This window comes from Pantoea sp. ME81, from assembly GCF_903970985.1.
GTDB classification, from domain to species: Bacteria; Pseudomonadota; Gammaproteobacteria; order Enterobacterales; family Enterobacteriaceae; genus Pantoea; species Pantoea communis.
This window is the reverse complement of sequence record NZ_CAJCKS010000041.1, coordinates 18,301-38,014: the sequence shown is the minus strand read 5'-3', so window position 1 is coordinate 38,014 and position 19,714 is coordinate 18,301. Positions and strand designations below refer to the sequence as shown.

Genomic DNA, 19,714 nt, shown 5'->3' with positions numbered 1-19,714 from the left:
ATAAGCCTGTTGCATGACCGGATAGCCAGCGTTCGCAGGTGAACGGCTGATACGAACTGACTCTTCGCCTTCAGAGATTTCCAGCTCGGAGATGCCAGACTCTTCTACCAGTTCGATCAGTTTCTTAATTTTACGAATATCCATGAGTGTGGTTCCGTACTCTGTTTAATTGGAATGTGACAGGCGTTTTACTGCCGTTTGTAAAGCCCATGAGTATCCATCAGCGCCCAGTCCACAAATGACGCCAGCAGATACATCAGAAAGATAGGAGTGATGTCGGAACGGCTCACGTGCATGCACGTTCGAGAGATGCACCTCAATAAAAGGGATGCTAACCGCCAACAGGGCATCACGCAGTGCAACGCTGGTATGCGTGAATGCAGCCGGGTTGATGATGATGTAATCCACATTGCCACGGGCCTCGTGAATACGATCAATCAACTGAAACTCTGCATTCGATTGCAAATGACTCAATTTCACATGGTGCTGATCGGCCTGCTGGGTCAAATCGCTGACAATTTCTGCCAACGTGGTGTGCCCATACTTCTCAGGCTCGCGCGTTCCCAACAAATTCAGGTTGGGGCCGTTTAAAAGCAGTATGTGAAATTCGTGCGCCATCTTGCTGCTATCTCCTGCAATCAGTAAGGCATCGCGTAAAATACCGCGACATCTGTCGTTTGTCACTCCTGAGAGTGAAAAAGACGACTTCGCTTGCAATAAAGCCGGGCATTATATCCGTTTCGTCGCAATTCGCAGCAAAATACTGGTCTTATCTGCGAAGTTGATCGGATGCGGCCCGAAGGCCACACCTTTTATCAGATTTCACAGCAGGAAGACAACCATGCGGGGATTATCGATGCAGAAGTTTACGCAACTTATTGTAACGCCAACCTAACAGCACTAAAGCCACCAGCGCATAAATCCAGGGCTGCGGGGAGAAGACTTTCACCGACCAAAGATAGTGGATAGGTGCGAGGATCGCGACAAGATAGATGCCGTTGTGCAGGGTTTGCCAGCGACGGCCAAGCTTACGTTGGGCACGTTGAAATGAGGTGATGGCGAGGGTAAACAGCACCAGCCAGCAGATCATACCCAGTAACAGATAAGGACGTGAAACGATCTCACTACCCAGCAGTTGCAGGTGGTTATAACCCAGTTCCAGCAGGTAGTAGCTGGTCAAATGCAAACATGCCCAGGCAAAACACCACACGCCGAGCAGGCGGCGGGTGCGAATCAGCAGAGGCTGTTTCAGGTAACGCGTGAGTGGGCTCACCAGCAGCGTCGCCAGAAGCAACTTTAACGCCATTCTGCCGGTAAAATGCTGGATATCTTTCGCCGGATCGGCACTTAACCAACCCTGGCTGGCAGCCATAAACAGATACACAAACGGCAGGAAAGCCGCGAGATGCAGCACCACTTTTAACAGGGTGATATGGCGTAACGTCAGTCGCACTCAGTAGTTCTCCCGTAAATCGAGCCCGCGATACAGTGAAGCCACCTCTTTAGCGTAGCCGTTAAACAGCAGGGTTGGCTGGCGTTCGACATTCAGAATGCCGCCGGAACCAATAAAACGCTCGGTGGCCTGCGACCAGCGCGGGTGATTCACATGGGGGTTAACGTTGGCATAAAATCCATATTCGTTATTGGCGATTTGGTTCCATGTGGTAGGAGGCTGGTCGCGCGTCAGGGTGATTTTAACGATGGATTTGATGCCCTTGAAACCGTATTTCCACGGCACCGTCAGGCGAATCGGGGCGCCATTCTGTGGCGGCAGCGCTTTACCGTACACGCCGGTGCTTAATAGTGTGAGAGGGTGCATCGCTTCATCAAGACGCAACCCTTCCACATACGGATAATCCAGCCCACCGCCAATAAAGCGATCTTTCTGACCTGGCATCTGGTCCGGAGCATATAACGTCTGAAAGGCGACAAAGCGGGCATTGCTGGTGGGTTCAGCCAGTTTAAGTAATTTATTCAGCTCAAAGCCCACCCACGGGATCACCATCGACCACGCTTCAACACAGCGCATGCGATAAATACGCTGCTCCATGGCAAAACGTTTAAAGATGTCGTCCATATCCAGCGTGATCGGTTTCGCCACTTCACCTTCAATGCGCAACTGCCAGGGCTCAGTTTTCAGCGTGCCGGCGTTGGCAGCTGGATCGGCCTTATCCAGACCAAACTCATAAAAGTTGTTATAGCCAGAAACCTTGTCAAACGGTGTCATCGGCAGATCGGCCTGATACTGCGCGGGTTTGGTAAATTGCAGATCGCGACCTGCGGGGGCAGGTGGACGGTCATTGCCTTTAAACCAGCTCAGCACATCTGCCTGCGCCGCGCCGGGTAAACTTGCCGCAGCGGCACCTAATCCCAGCGCTTTCAACACCTGACGGCGGCGCATATTAAAGATGCTCTCGGGCGTCACGTCGGATTCGGTAAGGTATTGCTTCAGCTTCATGGCATTCTCCGGCGAAAAAGGTGGTGTTGTACTCAGCATGATCAACTTGCGCTGGACACGCCACTTTGCCCGGAAAAATATGAAATTTCCTGGCAAGCGGGCTCTGTTGAGAATAGGACGAAAAAGTCCGTGTGAAACGCAAGCCATCACACTTTGCGGCTATACTCGCGCCGCAGGTCCGATTAGCATGGCGCACCGCCTAATTTGATGCGCGTCTGGCGCTGATTCAGACGATGTTTTGTGCTATTTTGCTCAGGTTTACGCCAATGAGCAGGTTGGCGCCGTCGGATGGCGACCGTTTAGAACCGCAGTGATACAGGCACAGGGATGCGATTAACAACTAAGTTTTCTGCGTTTATTACATTATTAAGCTTACTGGCAATGTTATTGATGCTGGTCGGCTGCGCTTTTAGTTTTATCTGGCTATCGCAACAGCGCGTTGAAACACGCGTCAATACGCTAGCGACCGAAGTCGATAAAGCGCTGACAACGCAATCACCACAAGAACTGACGCAGTGGTTGACGCGCATCATGCCGGTGATCAATGCGGAACAGATTGAGATGCATAACGGCAATACCGTGGTGTTTCAACTCGCTCGCCATGAAAATCCTATGCTCGAAGATGAGCCGAATCGTTTTATTCAGTTCGATCTTCCGTTAGTGCACTCTCCCGGCCTTGAGCTGCGTGTAGTGGTACTCGATCCTGCGAAAACCTGGTTCCGTTCCTTTACCGGTGCCTATACGCTGATTGTCCTGCTCAGCGTGGTGGCGATTATGTCGGCTTTACTGGTGATGACGCATCGCTGGATCAATCGTCGCTGGCAGCACATGGAGAGTTTAGAAGCTCGCTCCGAGCGTATTCTGGCGGGTGAGCGCGTGCCCTACGTCGGCCATTATGCCGAATGGCCGCCAAAAGCCAGTCGCGCCATTGACACTTTGCTTAACGATCTTCAGGAAGCGGGCGAGCAGCGCTTGCGCATTGATACGCTTATCCGTACGTTTGCCGCACAGGATTCACGCACCGGCCTGAATAACCGCCTGTTCTTCGATAACCAGTTAGCCACGCTGCTGGAAGATCAGGAAGATGTGGGCACGCATGGCGTGGTGATGATGGTGCGCCTGCCCGATCTCGACACGCTGCATGAAACGCTGGGCCAAACGCTGGTGGATGAATACCTGTTTGACCTGATTAATATGCTGTCGACATTTGTTCTGCGATATCCAGGCGCTTTACTGGCACGCTACTTCCGCAGCGATTTTGCCGTGTTATTGCCGCACCGCACGCTCAAAGAGGCCAACAGTATCGCCGATCAGTTGATCAACGCGGTCGACTCATTGCCGCCGATGCGTATGGTCGATCGCGATGATTTAATCCACATTGGCATCAGCGCGTGGCGCAGCGGAGAAACCGTGCCGCAGGTGATGGAAAATGTTGAGATGGCGACCCGTCGTGCCGCCTTGCAGGGCGGTAACAGTTGGTCAGTCGGTGAAGGCAATACCTTAGACATGGGACGTGGTAGTGTGCGCTGGCGAACGCTGCTGGAAAACACGCTTAATCGCGGCGGCCCACGTCTTTACCAAAAACCGGCTGTGTTGCTGGATGGCAAAGTGCACCACCGTGAAATGCTGGCGCGCGTGTTCGATGGCGACAAAGAAGTGGTGTCGGCCGAGTTTATGCCACTGGTGCTGCAACTGGGTTTGACCGACAGTTGGGATCGCCAACTGGTGACGCGAATCGCGGCACTCTCTGAAGTGTGGCCTGATGAAACGCTGGCGTTACCCGTCAATATTGACTCCTTATTACAGCGTCCATTCCAGCGCTGGCTGCAAAAGCTTTTGCTGCAATGTACAAAATCGCAAAGAAAACGTTTTTTATTTGAACTTGCTGAGGCGGATGTTTGTCAACACATCAATCGCTTAGTGCCGGTTTTCCAAATGTTGACCGCGTTTGGTTGCCGTGTGGCGGTGGATCAGGCGGGCATGACCGTGGTGAGCAGTGCTTATATCAAGCAGTTCCCAATCGAAGTGATCAAACTCGATCCGGGGCTGGTACGTAATATTGAACGTCGTACTGAAAACCAGTTATTTGTGCAAAGTTTACTGGAAGTGTGCAAATCCACCTCGACACAAGTTTTTGCTGCGGGCGTGCGCACGCGCGCGGAGTGGCAAACGCTGGCGAATCTGGGCGTGGCAGGTGGGCAGGGCGACTTCTTTGCCCCATCATTGCCGGTGAACAGTAACGTGAAAAAACATTCACAACGTTATCGAATTTAGGTCTTCAGCCAGTAGAGTGGCGCTGAGGGGCCTTTTTCTGCCCTTTGGTGGATTACGTCCGCGCTTATGATGGCTGGAAATGTTAGATTTTATGTCGAAACTCGCCCGGTGATTAAGGGGGAATTTACGTTTAATAGGGCGGCTTAGCGCTATTTAACGGCGGCCAGGGATAAGCGAATCGGCCCAAAAAATTATTCAGCGTATTTTTTCACCGAAGCAGAACGTTTTTGCGCCTTGTAGCGGCTTCGCGTGGTTGGTAAAGTAGGCGGATTTTATTTTCCGCCCCCAGCTTGCAGGATTATCCCTTAGTATGTTTAAAAAATTTCGTGGCATGTTTTCCAATGACTTGTCCATTGACCTGGGTACCGCGAATACCCTGATTTACGTAAAAGGACAAGGCATCGTGCTGAACGAGCCTTCCGTGGTTGCCATTCGTCAGGATCGTGCCGGTTCGCCAAAGAGCGTTGCGGCCGTAGGTCATGACGCCAAGCAGATGCTGGGTCGTACTCCAGGCAACATCGCGGCCATCCGTCCTATGAAAGATGGCGTGATCGCCGATTTCTTCGTGACGGAAAAAATGCTCCAGCACTTCATTAAGCAAGTGCACAGCAACAGCTTTATGCGTCCAAGCCCACGTGTGCTGGTCTGCGTACCGGTTGGCGCCACTCAGGTTGAGCGCCGTGCTATCCGTGAATCTGCACAAGGTGCAGGCGCGCGCGAAGTGTTTCTGATTGAAGAGCCGATGGCTGCCGCCATTGGTGCAGGCCTGCCGGTATCTGAAGCAACCGGTTCGATGGTGGTGGATATCGGTGGTGGTACCACTGAAGTGGCCGTTATCTCCCTGAACGGCGTGGTCTACTCTTCTTCTGTACGTATCGGTGGTGACCGCTTCGATGAAGCTATCATTAACTATGTGCGCCGCAACTACGGTTCACTGATTGGTGAAGCCACTGCGGAACGTATCAAGCACGGCATTGGTTCTGCCTATCCGGGTGATGAAGTACACGAAATTGAAGTACGTGGTCGTAACCTGGCAGAAGGTGTACCGCGTGGTTTTACCCTGAACTCCAATGAAATCCTCGAAGCGCTGCAAGAGCCGTTGACGGGTATCGTGAGTGCAGTGATGGTCGCGCTGGAACAGTGCCCACCAGAACTGGCTTCTGATATCTCCGAGCGCGGCATGGTGCTGACCGGTGGTGGCGCATTGCTGCGCAATCTGGATCGTCTGCTGATGGAAGAAACCGGTATTCCGGTTGTCGTTGCAGAGGACCCGCTGACCTGCGTCGCGCGCGGCGGTGGTAAAGCGTTGGAAATGATCGACATGCACGGCGGCGATTTGTTCAGCGAGGAGTAAATCCTCATCGGCTGAGACCGTGGTCAAATTGCGCAGGGAGTCGCGCCTATCGACGCTGCGCACGACGGCGAGATGCGTCCAGCCCTGGAGGCGTTAGTCATAAGACTGGCGCTTCTTCCCTGATGTCGAGGAACACGCAGAATTTATGAAGCCGATTTTTAGCAGGGGGCCTTCCCTGCAGTTGCGTCTCTTTCTGGCAGTCATTGTGGCTATCGCGATTATTATCGCAGACAGCCGCGTGAGCTCCTTCTCCCAGATCCGCAACTACCTGGACACGTCGGTAAGTCCATTTTATTTTCTGGCCAATGGGCCGCGACAGCTTCTTGACGGCGTCTCAGAAACGCTGGCTTCACGCCAGCAGCTCGAGCTGGAAAACAAAGCGCTGCGCCGTGAGCTCTTCCTGAAAAACAGTGACCTGCTGATGCTGGGGCAATACAAGCAGGAAAACGCACGTCTGCGTGAGCTGCTCGGCTCTCCGCTGCGTCAGGATGAGCACAAGATGGTGACCCAGGTGATTTCAACCGGCACCGATCCGTATACCGATCAGGTGGTTATCGATAAAGGCAGCGTAAACGGTGTTTACGAAGGCCAGCCGGTGATCAGTGATAAAGGTGTAGTGGGTCAGGTGGTTGCTGTGGGTCAGGTGACCAGCCGTGTACTGCTGATTTGTGATGCTTCGCATGCGTTACCGATTCAGGTGTTACGTAATGATATTCGCGTGATTGCGGCGGGTAACGGCTGCAGTGAAGATTTGCAGCTGGAACATCTGCCGGGCAACACCGATATTCGTGTCGGCGATGTGCTGGTGACGTCAGGCCTCGGCGGGCGTTTCCCTGAAGGCTACCCGGTTGGCGTGGTCTCTTCCGTGAAAGTCGATACCCAACGTGCCTACACCGTGATTCAGGCGCATCCGACGGCTGGCCTGCAACGTCTGCGTTACCTGCTGCTGTTGTGGGGCGCGGATAAGAATGGCGACATGCCAATGGCACCAGATGAAGTTCACCGCGTGGCGAATGAGCGTCTGATGCAGATGATGCCACAGGTCTTGCCGCCAGCAGGCGAAATGGGCCCACCGGCACCGGATATGATGCAGCCTACGCAGCAAATGGGGCCGCCGGCACCCGCTAACAGCAGTCGTTCGCAAGGGATCCCAGCGAACACACGCGGAGGCCAGCCTTGAGTCGATATCGCAGCCAGGGCCGATGGGTTATCTGGCTGTCCTTTCTGATTGCCCTCATTCTGCAAATCATGCCCTGGCCGGAACAAATCTACATGTTCCGGCCTTCATGGCTTTTGTTGATCCTGGTTTACTGGGTTCTGGCATTACCGCACCGGGTTAATGTTGGTACAGGCTTCTTTTTAGGGGCCGTGATGGACCTGGTGGCCGGTTCAACGCTGGGGGTGCGCGCGCTGGCGTTCAGCATCATCGCGTATCTGGTGGCCTTCAAATTTCAGCTATTCCGAAATCTGGCGTTGTGGCAGCAGGCATTAATGGTCATGGTGCTGTCGCTCGCGGTGGATGTCATTGTTTTCTGGGCTGAATTCCTGGTCATCAACGTCTCATTTCGCCCGGAAATCTTCTGGAGCAGTGTGGTCGACGGCATTCTATGGCCCTGGCTATTCTTATTAATGAGAAAGATTCGCCGACAGTTCGCTGTTCAGTAAGGAAGACTATGATAAGCCTGTATCTCGCATCCGGTTCACCGCGTCGACGTGAACTGCTCACGCAATTGGGTCTGCAGTTTGAACGTCTGATTACGGACGTTGAAGAGCAGCGCCAGCCAGAAGAAGCGGCGGAAGTGTATGTTCGCCGTCTGGCTTTGGACAAAGCTCGAGCTGGCGTGGCGGTCGCGCCGCAGGATTTACCGGTGCTGGGTGCAGATACCATCGTGGTACTCAACAATGACGTGCTGGAAAAGCCGCGCGATGCTGCACACGCAGCGCAGATGTTGAGTCAACTCTCCGGGCAAACGCATCAGGTGATGACCGCCGTCGCGCTGGCTGACAGTGCACGCGAGCTGGATTGCCTTGTCACCACTGACGTGACATTCCGCAATATCACGGCAGAAGAAATCTCGCACTATATTGCCAGCGGCGAGCCGATGGACAAAGCCGGCGCGTACGGAATACAGGGTCTGGGCGGCAATTTTGTCCGCAAGATTAATGGAAGCTATCACGCCGTAGTGGGATTACCGCTGGTTGAAACCAATGAGTTGCTGAGCCACTTTCAGTCACTGCGTGCGTTAAGGGGACAAGATGACGGCTGAGCTGCTGGTTAACGTTACACCTTCTGAAACCCGTGTTGCCTATATTGATGGCGGCATTCTGCAGGAAATTCACATTGAGCGCGAAGCACGGCGCGGTATCGTAGGGAATATCTATAAAGGTCGCATTAGCCGCGTTTTGCCCGGCATGCAGGCCGCGTTTGTTGATATTGGCATGGATAAAGCCGCCTTTCTGCATGCTTCTGACATCATGCCGCACACTGAATGCGTGGCGGGTGATGAGAAGAAAAACTTCGTCGTACGCGATATTAGCGAGTTGGTGCGCCCCGGCCAGGATTTAGTGGTGCAGGTGGTGAAAGATCCGCTCGGCACCAAAGGCGCGCGCCTTACCACCGATATTACGCTGCCTTCACGTTATCTGGTGTTTATGCCAGGTGCATCGCACGTTGGCGTATCACAACGCATTGAAAGCGAAGCCGAACGTGACCGCCTGAAAGCCGTCGTGGCGGCCTACTGTGACGATCTCGGCGGCTTCATTATTCGTACTGCTGCCGAAGGCATCTGTGAGGAAGACCTGGCGCAGGATGCCGCGTTTCTCAAGCGTCTCTGGACCAAAGTCAGCGAGCGCAAAAAACGTAATCAGACACGCTGTCTGCTGTACGGTGAATTAGCGCTGGCACAGCGTGTGCTGCGTGACTTTGCCGGCGCAGCGCTGGATCGCATTCGCGTTGATTCCCGTCTGACCTGCGATCTGCTGGTGGAATTTACCGGCGAATATATTCCGGAAATGGCCAGCAAGCTGGAGCTGTACAGCGGCAAACAGCCAATCTTCGATCTGTTTGATGTTGAGAATGAAATCCAGCGCTCTCTGGAGCGCAAGGTTGAACTCAAGTCGGGCGGCTATCTGATCATCGATCAAACCGAAGCCATGACCACCGTCGATATCAATACCGGTGCATTTGTTGGGCATCGTAATCTCGACGAAACCATCTTCAACACCAACATTGAAGCCACACAGGCGATTGCTCGCCAGCTACGTCTGCGCAATTTGGGCGGCATTATCATCATCGATTTTATCGACATGAGTAATGACGACCATCGTCGCCGCGTACTGCATTCGCTGGAAAGTGCGCTGAGCAAAGATCGGGTGAAAACCGGTATCAACGGCTTCTCGGCGCTCGGTCTGGTGGAAATGACGCGCAAACGCACGCGGGAAAGTATTGAACATGTGCTCTGTGCCGATTGCCCGGTGTGCAAAGGGCGCGGCACGCTGAAAACGGTGGAAACGGTCTGCTACGAAATCATGCGCGAAATCGTGCGTGTGCATCATGCTTATGATTCCGATCGTTTCCTCGTTTATGTTTCCCCGGCAGTAGGCGAGGCATTAAAAAGCGAAGAGTCACATGCGCTGGCTGAAGTGGAAATCTTTGTCGGTAAGCAGGTTAAAGTCCATGTTGAGCCGCTCTATACTCAGGAGCAGTTTGACGTCGTCATGATGTAAGTCGTGAGGTTGAACGCCGGTTTTCAACGGGAAGCAAGGAGAGGTGTGTGAGGCGGTTGCCGAGGATTTTGTTACTGCTGCTCGCCGCAATCATCGTTATTGTGGCGCTGCTAGTCAGCGGGTTGCGCCTCGTGATGCCGCATCTCAACAGCTATCGCAGCGACATACTGCAGACGATTTCACGCGTCAGCGGAGTGACGGTGGATGCCAGCGAGCTGCAGGGTAAATGGGAGAACTTCGGCCCAACCCTGCAGGTGCGTAATCTCAACGTTGTGATGCCGGAAGATGGCAAACTCACCATTGGCCGCGTAAATCTGGCGCTTAACGTCTGGCAATCGCTGCTGCACTGGCGCTGGCAGTTCCGTGATCTTACCTTCTGGCAACTGCGTCTCGAAACCAATCATCCGCTGCTCACCAGCGATCAACAAAAAAATAGCTTTAAGCCGGCGCAAATCAACGATCTGTTTCTGCGCCAGTTTGATCACTTTGATCTGCGTGATAGCAGCATCCGTTTTCTCACGCCCTCTGGCCAGCACGCTGAGCTGGCGATTCCGCGCCTGACCTGGCTCAACGAAAGCACGCGTCACCGTGCGGAAGGGGAAGTCAATCTCTCCAGCTTTACCGGTCAGCATGGTGTGGTGCAGGTGCGACTCGATCTCAACGATACCAACGGATTACTCAACGATGGCCGCATCTGGATGCAAGCGGATGACGTCGATGTGCGTCCGTGGATCGGTCCGTGGCTGCGTGACAACACCAGCCTCGAAAGTGCCCGTTTCAGCCTTGCGGCATGGGTGAATCTGCGTGATGGCGATGTCTACGCCGGTGACCTGTTGCTCAGTAAAGGCGGTGCACGCTGGCGCGGCGAACAGGGCGATCACCAACTGCAGGTTGATGGCTTAACCGCGCATCTGGCGCGTTTCCAAAATGGCTGGAGTTTGTCCGTCCCGCAAACCCGACTCAGCACCGATGGCATCGCCTGGGCACCGGGACACTTCTCATTGCTGTGGAAGCCGGAAGACCAGCAGATGCTGGGCGCCAACAGTGGTGCGGAGGTGCGTGTGCGTGCCACGCAACTGGATCTGGAGCGTCTGGCACCGTTGGTGCCGCTGTTCAAACCCTTATCCCCTGCGTTACTGGATAACTGGCGTGCATTGCAGCCGCGCGGCAACATCGATGCGCTGGCGCTGGATATTCCGCTCAATCAGCCCGAACAAACCCGCCTGCAAGCCAAATGGCGCAACCTGGCGTGGCAGCATTGGGAGCTGTTGCCAGGGATCAGCAATCTAAACGGTACCGCCAGCGGCAGCGTGAGTAACGGTCGGTTGGATGTGGCGATGGGGCAAGCAGAAGTGCCTTATGGCGACATGTTCCAGGCGCCACTGCAAATTCAACAGATCACTGGCAAACTGAACTGGCAGCGCGATGCCAGCGGCCTGACGCTGGACGGTCAGAATCTTGATGTTCAGGCACGTTCCCTGTGGGCGCGCGGTGATTTCCGTTATCAGCAAAATCTCGGTAAAGCGCCGCGCCTCGACATTCTGGCCGGCATCCGTGTCACCGATGCGGGTGATGCCTGGCGCTACTTCCCGGAACCGCTAATGGGCCATGATCTGACCCATTTCCTCAGCGAGTCGATCAAAGGCGGGAAGGTGGACAATGCCACGCTGTTGTTCGCCGGTAATCCCAGCCTGTTCCCGTTTAAGCACAATGACGGCATGTTTGAAGTATGGGTGCCGCTGCGTCAATCCACCTTCCAGTTCCAGCCCGGTTGGCCCGCGCTGGAAAACCTCGATATCGACCTCGATTTTGTTAACGACGGCCTGTGGATGAAAGCCGAGAAAACCAAATTGGGGGAAGTGGATGCGCGTAACGTCAGCGCGGTGATCCCCGACTATCTCAAAGAGAAGTTGATTATTAATGGCGATCTTAGCGGTCAGGGCAAGCAGATTGCCGATTACTTCGAACAGACGCCTCTGAAATCGACGTTGGGCGCGGCACTGCAGCAGTTGCAAATCGGTGGCAATGTGCGCGGTTCATTGAATCTCGATATTCCGCTGGATGGTGAATTGGTACATGCCAGCGGTAATGTGGTGATGAACAATAACAGCCTGCACATTAAACCGTTAAACACCACGCTGGAAAACCTCACTGGACGTTTCCGTTACAACAACGGCAATCTCGAAAGTGAAGAGATGCAGGCCAACTGGTTTGGTCAGCCCACTGGCGTCAGTTTTACCACTACCGAAAACCCTGACAACTTCGGTGTCAATGTGAAGCTGCTGGGCGACTGGCAGCCGTCGAAACTGAAAGTATTGCCGACCAGCGTTAGCAGTCAATTGAGCGGCAGTCTGCCGTGGCAGGGCAATGTCGACATCACACTGCCACACAAAGGGGGCGCGACCTATAAAGTCGATTTGCAGGGTGAGGGCAAAACAGTAAGTAGTCACTTACCTGCGCCGCTGGATAAGCAGGCTGGCGAAGCGATGCCCATCGCCATTAACGCCACCGGTGATCTGAAAGGATTCACGCTAAGCGGCAGCGTGCGCGAGCATAACCGTTTTAACAGCCGCTGGATTCTCGAACCCCAGCTGCGTGTGGATCGCGGCATCTGGCTCAACGATGCGAAAAGCACGCCGAAGCTGCCAGAAAAACGCGGGATGGAACTCAATTTACCGCCGCTGGATGGTGAAGCCTGGATGGGGCTATTGGCGGGAAGCAGTGGTTCGCGTAATGCTCAAGGCGAAACGGAAGTCGGCGGCGCGCTGTTACCAGGCGATGTGACTCTGCGGACACCGGCACTTATGCTCGGTGGCCAGCAGTGGCATGACGTTAATGCCACCGTCACGCAAGGGCCGACCGGCAACACACAACTCCAGCTGGAAAGCCGCGAAGCGCGCGGCAGTTTGCAAACCGCACAGCATGCGCCATGGCAAATCGACCTTAGCTATTTTTACTACAATCCAGAATGGGCGAACAGCAGCGACAACAACGCCTCGCCGTTGGGTGACAACAGCAGCACAGTAGACTTCAGTAACTGGCCAGCGATGCAGCTAAACTGTGATGAGTGCTGGCTGCGCGGGCAGAAGTTTGGACATATGCAGGCCAGATTACAGCCGCAGGGAGATACGTTAGCACTTACTAACGGTAGCGTGGATTCCGGCAGTGCGAAGCTGAAGATCAACGGAGAATGGGTCAATAAGCCGGGCAATCAGCGTACCTCATTAAAAGGAAGTCTGAGCGGTAAAAACATCAATGATGCCGTTAACTGGTTTGGGATGAATACCCCACTTCGTGACGCCCCGTTTAACGTGGATTATGACCTGCACTGGCGTTCCGCCCCGTGGCAGCCTTCAGCGGAAACGTTGAGCGGTACGCTGAAAACCCATTTTGGCAAAGGCCAGATTGCGGATGTGAACACCGGGCGTGCGGGGCAGTTGTTGCGCCTGATGAGTTTTGACGCCTTGCTGCGCAAGCTGCGCTTCGATTTCAGTGACACCTTCAGTGAAGGCTTCTATTTCGATTCAATTAACGGCACGGCGTGGATCGAAAACGGTGTGATGCACACGGATAACCTGCTGGTTGATGGCCTTGAAGCGGATATCGCCATGCAGGGGCAGATCGACCTGGCAAAACGCCAGATTGATATGGAAGCGGTCGTTGCCCCTGAGATCTCCGCTTCGGTGGGAGTGGCGACGGCCTATGTGGTCAACCCGGTGATCGGGGCCGCGGTGTTTGCCGCCAGTAAAGTATTGGGCCCGTTGTGGAATAAGATTTCGCTACTGCGTTATCACATCAGCGGACCGCTGGATAAACCGGAAATCAATGAAGTGCTGCGCAAACCGCGCGAAGACGACAAGAAGTGAATTTGACGCCGTCGGGGAATTGCCGCAGGCTATGACTATCCGAGCACATAATGAGTGAGAAACGATGACTCTGAATCTGGTAAGTGAGCAGTTACTAGCTGCGAACAGCATTAATCAGCAGGACCTTTATTCCCTGTTAGGGCAGCTTTCAGAACGTCGTCTGGATTATGCCGATCTCTATTTCCAGTCCAGTTTCCATGAATCCTGGGTGCTGGAAGACAAAATCATTAAAGATGGTTCTTACCACATCGACCAGGGTGTCGGTGTGCGTGCTATCAGTGGTGAGAAAACCGGTTTCGCTTACGCAGACCAAATCACCCTGAACGCCCTGCGCCAGTCTTCTGAAGCCGCGCGCAGTATTGTGCGTGAGCAGGGCAATGGCAAAGCGCATACACTTTCAGCTGTGATCAACCGTTCGCTATATGCGCCGGTGAATCCGCTGGACAGCCTGACGCGCGAAGACAAAATTGCACTGCTGCATCGTGTTGATACCGTGGCACGTGCGGCCGATCCGCGCGTGCAGGAAGTCAATGCCAGCCTGACTGGCGTGTACGAGCAGGTGCTGGTGGCGGCGACCGATGGTACGCTGGCTGCGGATATCCGCCCACTGGTGCGTCTGTCGATCAGCGTGCAGGTGGAAGATCAGGGTAAACGTGAACGCGGCTCCAGCGGCGGCGGCGCGCGTACCGGTTATGAGTTCTTCTATGCCGATGAAAACGGTGATGTACGTGCCGATGCATGGGCGCGTGAAGCGGTGCGTCTGGCGCTGGTGAACCTCTCTGCCGTGGCCGCGCCTGCGGGCACCTTGCCGGTGGTATTGGGCGCTGGCTGGCCGGGCGTGCTGCTGCATGAAGCAGTCGGTCATGGTCTGGAAGGCGATTTCAATCGTCGTGAAACTTCGGTCTTCAGCGGAAAAATGGGGCAACTGGTGGCCTCTGAACTCTGCACCGTGGTTGACGATGGCACCATCGAAGGGCTGCGCGGCTCACTGGCAGTGGATGACGAAGGCGTGCCAGGCCAGTATAACGTCCTGATCGAAAACGGTGTGCTCAAAGGCTACATGCAGGACAAGCTCAATGCGCGTCTGATGGGCGTACCGCCAACCGGTAACGGGCGTCGTGAATCCTATGCGCATCTGCCGATGCCACGTATGACCAACACCTATATGCTGGCGGGTAAATCCACGCCGCAGGACATCATTTCCAGCGTTGAGTACGGGATTTATGCACCAAACTTTGGTGGTGGTCAGGTAGATATCACCTCCGGCAAGTTTGTCTTCTCAACCTCAGAAGCCTATCTGATTGAAAACGGCAAAGTCACCACGCCGGTGAAAGGTGCAACGCTGATTGGTTCGGGTATTGAAGCAATGCAGCAGATCTCAATGGTTGGTAACGATCTGGCGCTGGATAAAGGCGTTGGCGTGTGCGGTAAAGAGGGGCAGAGTGTGCCGGTTGGCGTCGGCCAGCCAACCCTGAAGCTGGATAAAATCACCGTCGGCGGAACTGCATAATCATTGCTGGTGCGCATCAATGCGCACCTGACGAATGACAGTAAAGTCTGATGTCCCCATGACGCACCATTTCGAATGGCCGTGGAGTCTGATGATTCCACGGCGGCCTCTACGAATGACCGTAAGTTGATGTTCGCATGGCGGACTCTATAGATTATCGAACAGTCTGAGTTTCCCTATGGCGCACCTTACAAATAGTCGTTTCGCGCATCGAAGGGACACCCTGTATGGCGCCCAGACCGTTAACTCTTACGATGCTGCTGATACTGTTGCGCCACCTGCTTAAAGTACTCGGTCAGATAATCGATACATACCTGCACCTTCAACGGCATCTTGTCTTTCTCGGTATAGAGCGCATACACCGGACGCGGTTCTGAGTGATATTGCGGGAACAGAATATCGATCTCCCCGGCGTTAATCTCATCAATCACCCACATCAGGGGGACATAGGCGATGCCGCAACCGGCTTTCAGCCAGCGAATCAGCGTCTGTGAATCATTAGTCACGAAGCGCCCTTGTGGCGTCAGCCGCGTCACCAACCCTTCCGGCGCGACCAGTTCAAAGGTGTTATCCGGGCGTACGCTGTACTCCAGCCATGAAAAATTATCGATTTCACCCGGTTTGTCTGGCGTACCATGCTGTGCCAGATAACTTTTTGCGGCACAGACCACCATCGGCATCGCGCCCAGTCGGCGTGAGAACAGGTTTGAATCTTGCAACGCGCCTACGCGGACTACGAGATCCAAGCCGTTAGCGATCAAATCTGGCGCGGGAATGCCTGTAACCAGATTGACGCTCAGACCAGGATATTCACGTAGCATATCGCTGGTCATTGCAGACAACACGTTTTGCGCCATGGTGGAAGAGCAGCCGATACGCAGAATACCGATCGGCGTATTATTAAAGGCATAAAGCTGTTCGTGCACCTGAGACGCTTCAGCCAGCATGCGGCGGCAGCCCTGATAGTAGATCTTACCTGCTTCGGTCAGACCAATACTGCGGGTGCTGCGATTTAACAATTTGACCTGCAACTCATCTTCCAGTTTGGCGACAATTTGGCTGATTGACGAAACGCTAAGATGAAGCTGACGTGCCGCGGCGGTAAAAGAACCTAATTCAACCACTTTGGCGAAAATGGACATGCCTTTAAGTCGTTCCATTGTTTACTCTGGCTAAAAAGTGATTTAGCTCACAATATGTAGAAAACGTATAGTCATGCGCGTTACTATACGCACGCTGGGTCTGTTCACCGCACCTTAACACGGCTGTGTTTACACGATGATACGCTATCATTAGCTCAACGCGGCCTGAATGTTGCCATCAGTCTCCCAATCATCCCCTGATTCTCAACCCGACGTGCCATGCGGCATGAGGGCAGGTATCGGTGCAATCCGGCAAGGTCGAACTAAGGAACCGTAATGAGTGTGCTTCCGGTATTTGTCGTATTCGGGCTGAGTTTTCCGCCCATCTTCATTGAACTACTGGTTTCTCTGGCGCTGTTCTGGCTGGTGAAACGCGTGCTGACGCCCAGCGGAATTTATGACCTGGTGTGGCATCCGGCACTTTTTAACACAGCGTTGTATTGCTGCGTGTTTTACCTTGTATCCCGTCTATTCGTCTGAGGTTTTTAAGTGAAAGCGCTCATAAGAAAAATCGCGCGTTACGCGATTACTATCCTGCTGGTTATCATCGCAATCGTGATCATCTTCCGCGCCTGGGTGTTCTACACCGAATCGCCCTGGACGCGTGACGCCAAATTCTCCGCTGATGTGGTGGCGATCTCGCCGGACGTGACCGGCCTTATCACTGACGTGCCGGTGCACGACAACCAGCTGGTGAAACAGGGGGATACGCTGTTTGTCGTGGATCGCCCGCGCTACCAGAAAGCGCTGGATGAAGCCCAGGCGGATGTCGAATATTACCAGGCATTAGTCAATGAAAAGCGTCGTGAAGCGGCGCGCCGTAATCAACTCGGCACCAGTGCCATGTCGCGTGAAGCCATCGACCAGGCTAATAACGATCTGCAAACCAGCGAACATCAGCTGGCAAAATCGGTGGCAACGCGCGATCTGGCGGTGATCGACCTGGATCGCACCACCATCAAAGCGCCTTCAGATGGCTGGGTCACTAACCTGAACGTTTATCAGGGCGAGTTCATCACCCGTGGTTCCGTTGCCGTGGCATTGGTACAGCAGCACTCATTCTATGTGCTGGCTTATATGGAAGAGACCAAGCTTGATGGCGTGCGTCCGGGCTTCCGCGCTGAAATCACCCCGCTGGGCAGTAATACCGTATTGCGCGGCACGGTGGACAGCATCGCGGCGGGCGTGACCAACAGCAGCAGCAGCGTGGACAGCAAAGGTATGGCGACCATCGATTCCAACCTCGAATGGGTACGACTGGCACAGCGCGTACCGGTGCGTATTCGTCTTGACGATCAACCGGGCAACCGCTTCCCGGCGGGCACTACCGCCACGGTAGTGATCACCGGTGATAAAGATCGCCAGACCAAAGTCTCGCCGTTGACGCAGTTCTTTAACCGCCTGCGCGAGTTTGGTTAAGCGAGGGCGTTATGATTGAGTTTTTGCGTTTCCCGGTGAAGCTGACATTTGCGCTGGTTGCAGCGCTGATGATTGGCTTTCACTTTAATCTGGAAACGCCGCGTTGGGCGGTGATGACCGCCGGCATTGTCGCCGGTGGTACCGCCTTTGCTGCGGGGGGCGATCCCTATTCTGGCGCACTGCGCTATCGCGGCATTCTGCGCATCATTGGTACATTTATTGGCTGTATTGCCGCCCTCACTATCATGATCGCCACGGTGCGTGCACCGGTGGTGATGCTGCTGCTGTGCTGTTTATGGGCGGGGATGTGCGTCTGGCTCTCTTCGCTGATTAAGGTCGAGAACTCTTACGCATTGGGACTGGCGGGTTACACTGCACTGATAATCGTGATTACTGCCGATGCCAGTGGCGGTTTAACGCTGGCACCCCAGTTTGCCGTTGAGCGTTGCAGTGAAATCGTCATTGGGATTCTGTGTGCGATTCTTGCGGATATGCTGTTTTCGCCGCGCTCGATCAAAAAAGTGATTGATGCAGAAGTCGATTCGCTGCTGGTGGCGCATTACAAACTGCTGCAGCTGTGTGTCGCCCACGCGGATAAAGACGAGGTGGATCGCACCTGGAGCGCGCTGGTACGTCGCACCACGGCACTCAACGGCATGCGCAGCCAATTGCTGATGGAATCTTCGCGCTGGAAAAATACCAGCCGCCGCTTACAGATGCTGAATACGCTGTCGCTGACGTTAATTACGCAAGCCGCTGAAACCTTCCTGATTCAAAACGCTCGTCCGGATTATATTCCGACGCAGTATCGCCTGCTGATTGAGAAAGACGTCCATAACGTCGATGACGTGCATAAGCGTATGAAGGTGATGCGTCGTTTGATCAGCGTCAGCAACAAAAATGTGCCGATGACGGTGGCAAGTTGGGTCGGCGCAGCAACAGAGTATCTGCTGCTGATTAATGGTGTGCGCAGTAACAGCCGCATTACCACGCTGGAAGAGAGTATCCTGCAGCGCGAAGTGGTGATTCAGGCACGTTCGGCGGAAACCCATCATGCGATGATCAACGGCGTGCGTACCTTTGTGGCGACCGCGCTCGGCTCCCTGTTTTGGCTCTATACCGGCTGGACTTCGGGCAGTGGCTGTATGGTGATGCTGGCCGTCATCACCGCGCTGGCGATGCGCATGCCGAATCCGTTGATGATGGCGAAAGACTTCTTCTACGGTATGGCCTTCGCCGTACCGCTCGGCATGCTCTACTTCATCTATATCCTGCCAGCTACCCAGCAAAGCGCGTTGTTGTTGTGTATCGCGATTGGCGCACTCGGGTTTATCGGCGGTATCTTCGTGCAACGACGCCAGATTGGTACGTTAGGTGCGTTGATTGGCACCATCAATGTGCTGGTGCTGGATAATCCGATGAAGTTCGAGTTCAACGTCTTCCTCGATAATGCGTTGGGCCAGTGGATCGGCAGCTTTGTGGCGATGATGGTGATTCTGCTGATTCGCGATAAATCCAAAGCACGTACCGGCCGTAAATTGTTGAATCGCTTTATGTATGCGGCTGTGGCGGCCTTGACTACTAATCAGGCGCGCCGTCGCGAGAATCATCTGCCCGCGCTCTATCAGCAGCTGTTCCTGCTGCTCAATCTGTTCCCCGGCGATATCGACAAATACCGCATCGCGCTGACGCTGATTATCGGTCATCAGCGACTGCGTAATGCTGAAGTTCCGGTTAACGCGGAGCTTTCGGCTTATCACCGTCAGTTGCGATACACCGCCGATCGCGTGATTTCAGCCACCAGCGATGACAAGCGGCGCTACTACTTTGAGCGTTTATTGAAGGAACTGGAGATTTATCAGGAAAAGCTCCATCACTATTCGGCACCGGAGAGCGTTACCGAACCGGTGAAACGGCTCTCGTTGATGCTGGATAAATACCAAAACACCCTCATCCAAATCTGAA

Annotated in this window: 15 protein-coding genes and 1 pseudogene; 11 read left to right on the top strand and 5 right to left on the bottom strand. The window is 54.2% G+C overall.

Annotation, left to right across the window (positions count from 1 at the left end; translation table 11 throughout):
* From H7A81_RS10145 to msrP, 4 genes and pseudogenes are all read right to left on the bottom strand, one after another.
* A pseudogene (locus H7A81_RS10145) lies at window positions 1–144 on the bottom strand (acetyl-CoA carboxylase biotin carboxyl carrier protein); the annotation flags it as partial.
* A 21-nt stretch (window positions 145–165) separates the two neighbouring features.
* A complete protein-coding gene (gene aroQ, locus H7A81_RS10140; protein ID WP_058959566.1) occupies window positions 166–618 on the bottom strand; it encodes a type II 3-dehydroquinate dehydratase in 453 nt (150 codons plus the stop codon).
* A 232-nt stretch (window positions 619–850) separates the two neighbouring features.
* On the bottom strand, window positions 851–1,453 hold the full coding sequence (msrQ, locus tag H7A81_RS10135) for a protein-methionine-sulfoxide reductase heme-binding subunit MsrQ (RefSeq protein ID WP_182057396.1): 603 nt from the start codon (window positions 1,451–1,453) through the stop codon (window positions 851–853).
* Window positions 1,454–2,458, bottom strand: coding sequence for a protein-methionine-sulfoxide reductase catalytic subunit MsrP (gene msrP / locus H7A81_RS10130; protein WP_034831065.1), 1,005 nt, complete (start codon window positions 2,456–2,458; stop codon window positions 1,454–1,456).
* 327 nt (window positions 2,459–2,785) lie between these two features.
* On the opposite strand from msrP, the gene csrD reads away from it, so the two are divergent.
* The 8 genes from csrD (at window position 2,786) to tldD (ending at window position 15,188) form a co-directional block, all read left to right on the top strand.
* The gene (gene csrD, locus H7A81_RS10125; protein ID WP_166936506.1) at window positions 2,786–4,732 is read left to right on the top strand and encodes an RNase E specificity factor CsrD; all 1,947 of its coding nucleotides are present in this window, start codon (window positions 2,786–2,788) and stop codon (window positions 4,730–4,732) included.
* Between the two features lie 310 nt (window positions 4,733–5,042).
* On the top strand, window positions 5,043–6,086 hold the full coding sequence (mreB, locus tag H7A81_RS10120) for a rod shape-determining protein MreB (RefSeq protein ID WP_007891976.1): 1,044 nt from the start codon (window positions 5,043–5,045) through the stop codon (window positions 6,084–6,086).
* A gap of 145 nt (window positions 6,087–6,231) precedes the next feature.
* Window positions 6,232–7,266, top strand: coding sequence for a rod shape-determining protein MreC (mreC, locus tag H7A81_RS10115; RefSeq protein WP_034830877.1), 1,035 nt, complete (start codon window positions 6,232–6,234; stop codon window positions 7,264–7,266).
* Window positions 7,263–7,751, top strand: a complete 489-nt coding sequence (mreD, locus tag H7A81_RS10110) for a rod shape-determining protein MreD (RefSeq protein ID WP_034830875.1) — start codon at window positions 7,263–7,265, stop codon at window positions 7,749–7,751. The genes mreC and mreD overlap by 4 nt, the downstream gene beginning before the upstream one ends.
* An 8-nt stretch (window positions 7,752–7,759) precedes the next feature.
* On the top strand, window positions 7,760–8,353 hold the full coding sequence (locus H7A81_RS10105) for a nucleoside triphosphate pyrophosphatase (protein ID WP_034830874.1): 594 nt from the start codon (window positions 7,760–7,762) through the stop codon (window positions 8,351–8,353).
* Window positions 8,343–9,812 carry a ribonuclease G gene (rng, locus tag H7A81_RS10100; RefSeq protein ID WP_097119476.1) on the top strand — a complete coding sequence of 490 codons (1,470 nt, stop codon included), beginning with the start codon at window positions 8,343–8,345 and terminating at the stop codon, window positions 9,810–9,812. Before H7A81_RS10105 ends, rng begins: the two co-directional genes overlap by 11 nt.
* 47 nt (window positions 9,813–9,859) lie before the next feature.
* Window positions 9,860–13,678: an AsmA2 domain-containing protein YhdP gene (gene yhdP / locus H7A81_RS10095; protein ID WP_182057395.1), complete on the top strand. Its 3,819-nt coding sequence runs from the start codon at window positions 9,860–9,862 to the stop codon at window positions 13,676–13,678.
* Window positions 13,679–13,742: 64 nt separating this feature from the next.
* A complete protein-coding gene (gene tldD / locus H7A81_RS10090) occupies window positions 13,743–15,188 on the top strand; it encodes a metalloprotease TldD (protein WP_182057394.1) in 1,446 nt (481 codons plus the stop codon).
* 242 nt (window positions 15,189–15,430) lie between these two features.
* On the opposite strand, the gene aaeR is transcribed toward tldD, so the two are convergent.
* The gene (gene aaeR / locus H7A81_RS10085) at window positions 15,431–16,348 is read right to left on the bottom strand and encodes an HTH-type transcriptional activator AaeR (protein WP_038644372.1); all 918 of its coding nucleotides are present in this window, start codon (window positions 16,346–16,348) and stop codon (window positions 15,431–15,433) included.
* A 258-nt stretch (window positions 16,349–16,606) separates the two neighbouring features.
* On the opposite strand from aaeR, the gene aaeX reads away from it, so the two are divergent.
* From aaeX to aaeB, 3 genes are read left to right on the top strand one after another with little or no spacing between them, the layout of a single operon-like run.
* Window positions 16,607–16,810, top strand: a complete 204-nt coding sequence (aaeX, locus tag H7A81_RS10080) for a p-hydroxybenzoic acid efflux pump operon protein AaeX (RefSeq protein WP_021508145.1) — start codon at window positions 16,607–16,609, stop codon at window positions 16,808–16,810.
* 9 nt (window positions 16,811–16,819) lie between these two features.
* Window positions 16,820–17,749 carry a p-hydroxybenzoic acid efflux pump subunit AaeA gene (aaeA, locus tag H7A81_RS10075; RefSeq protein WP_058959562.1) on the top strand — a complete coding sequence of 310 codons (930 nt, stop codon included), beginning with the start codon at window positions 16,820–16,822 and terminating at the stop codon, window positions 17,747–17,749.
* A gap of 11 nt (window positions 17,750–17,760) precedes the next feature.
* A complete protein-coding gene (gene aaeB, locus H7A81_RS10070) occupies window positions 17,761–19,713 on the top strand; it encodes a p-hydroxybenzoic acid efflux pump subunit AaeB (RefSeq protein ID WP_058959561.1) in 1,953 nt (650 codons plus the stop codon).
* Window position 19,714: the final 1 nt, after the last annotated feature.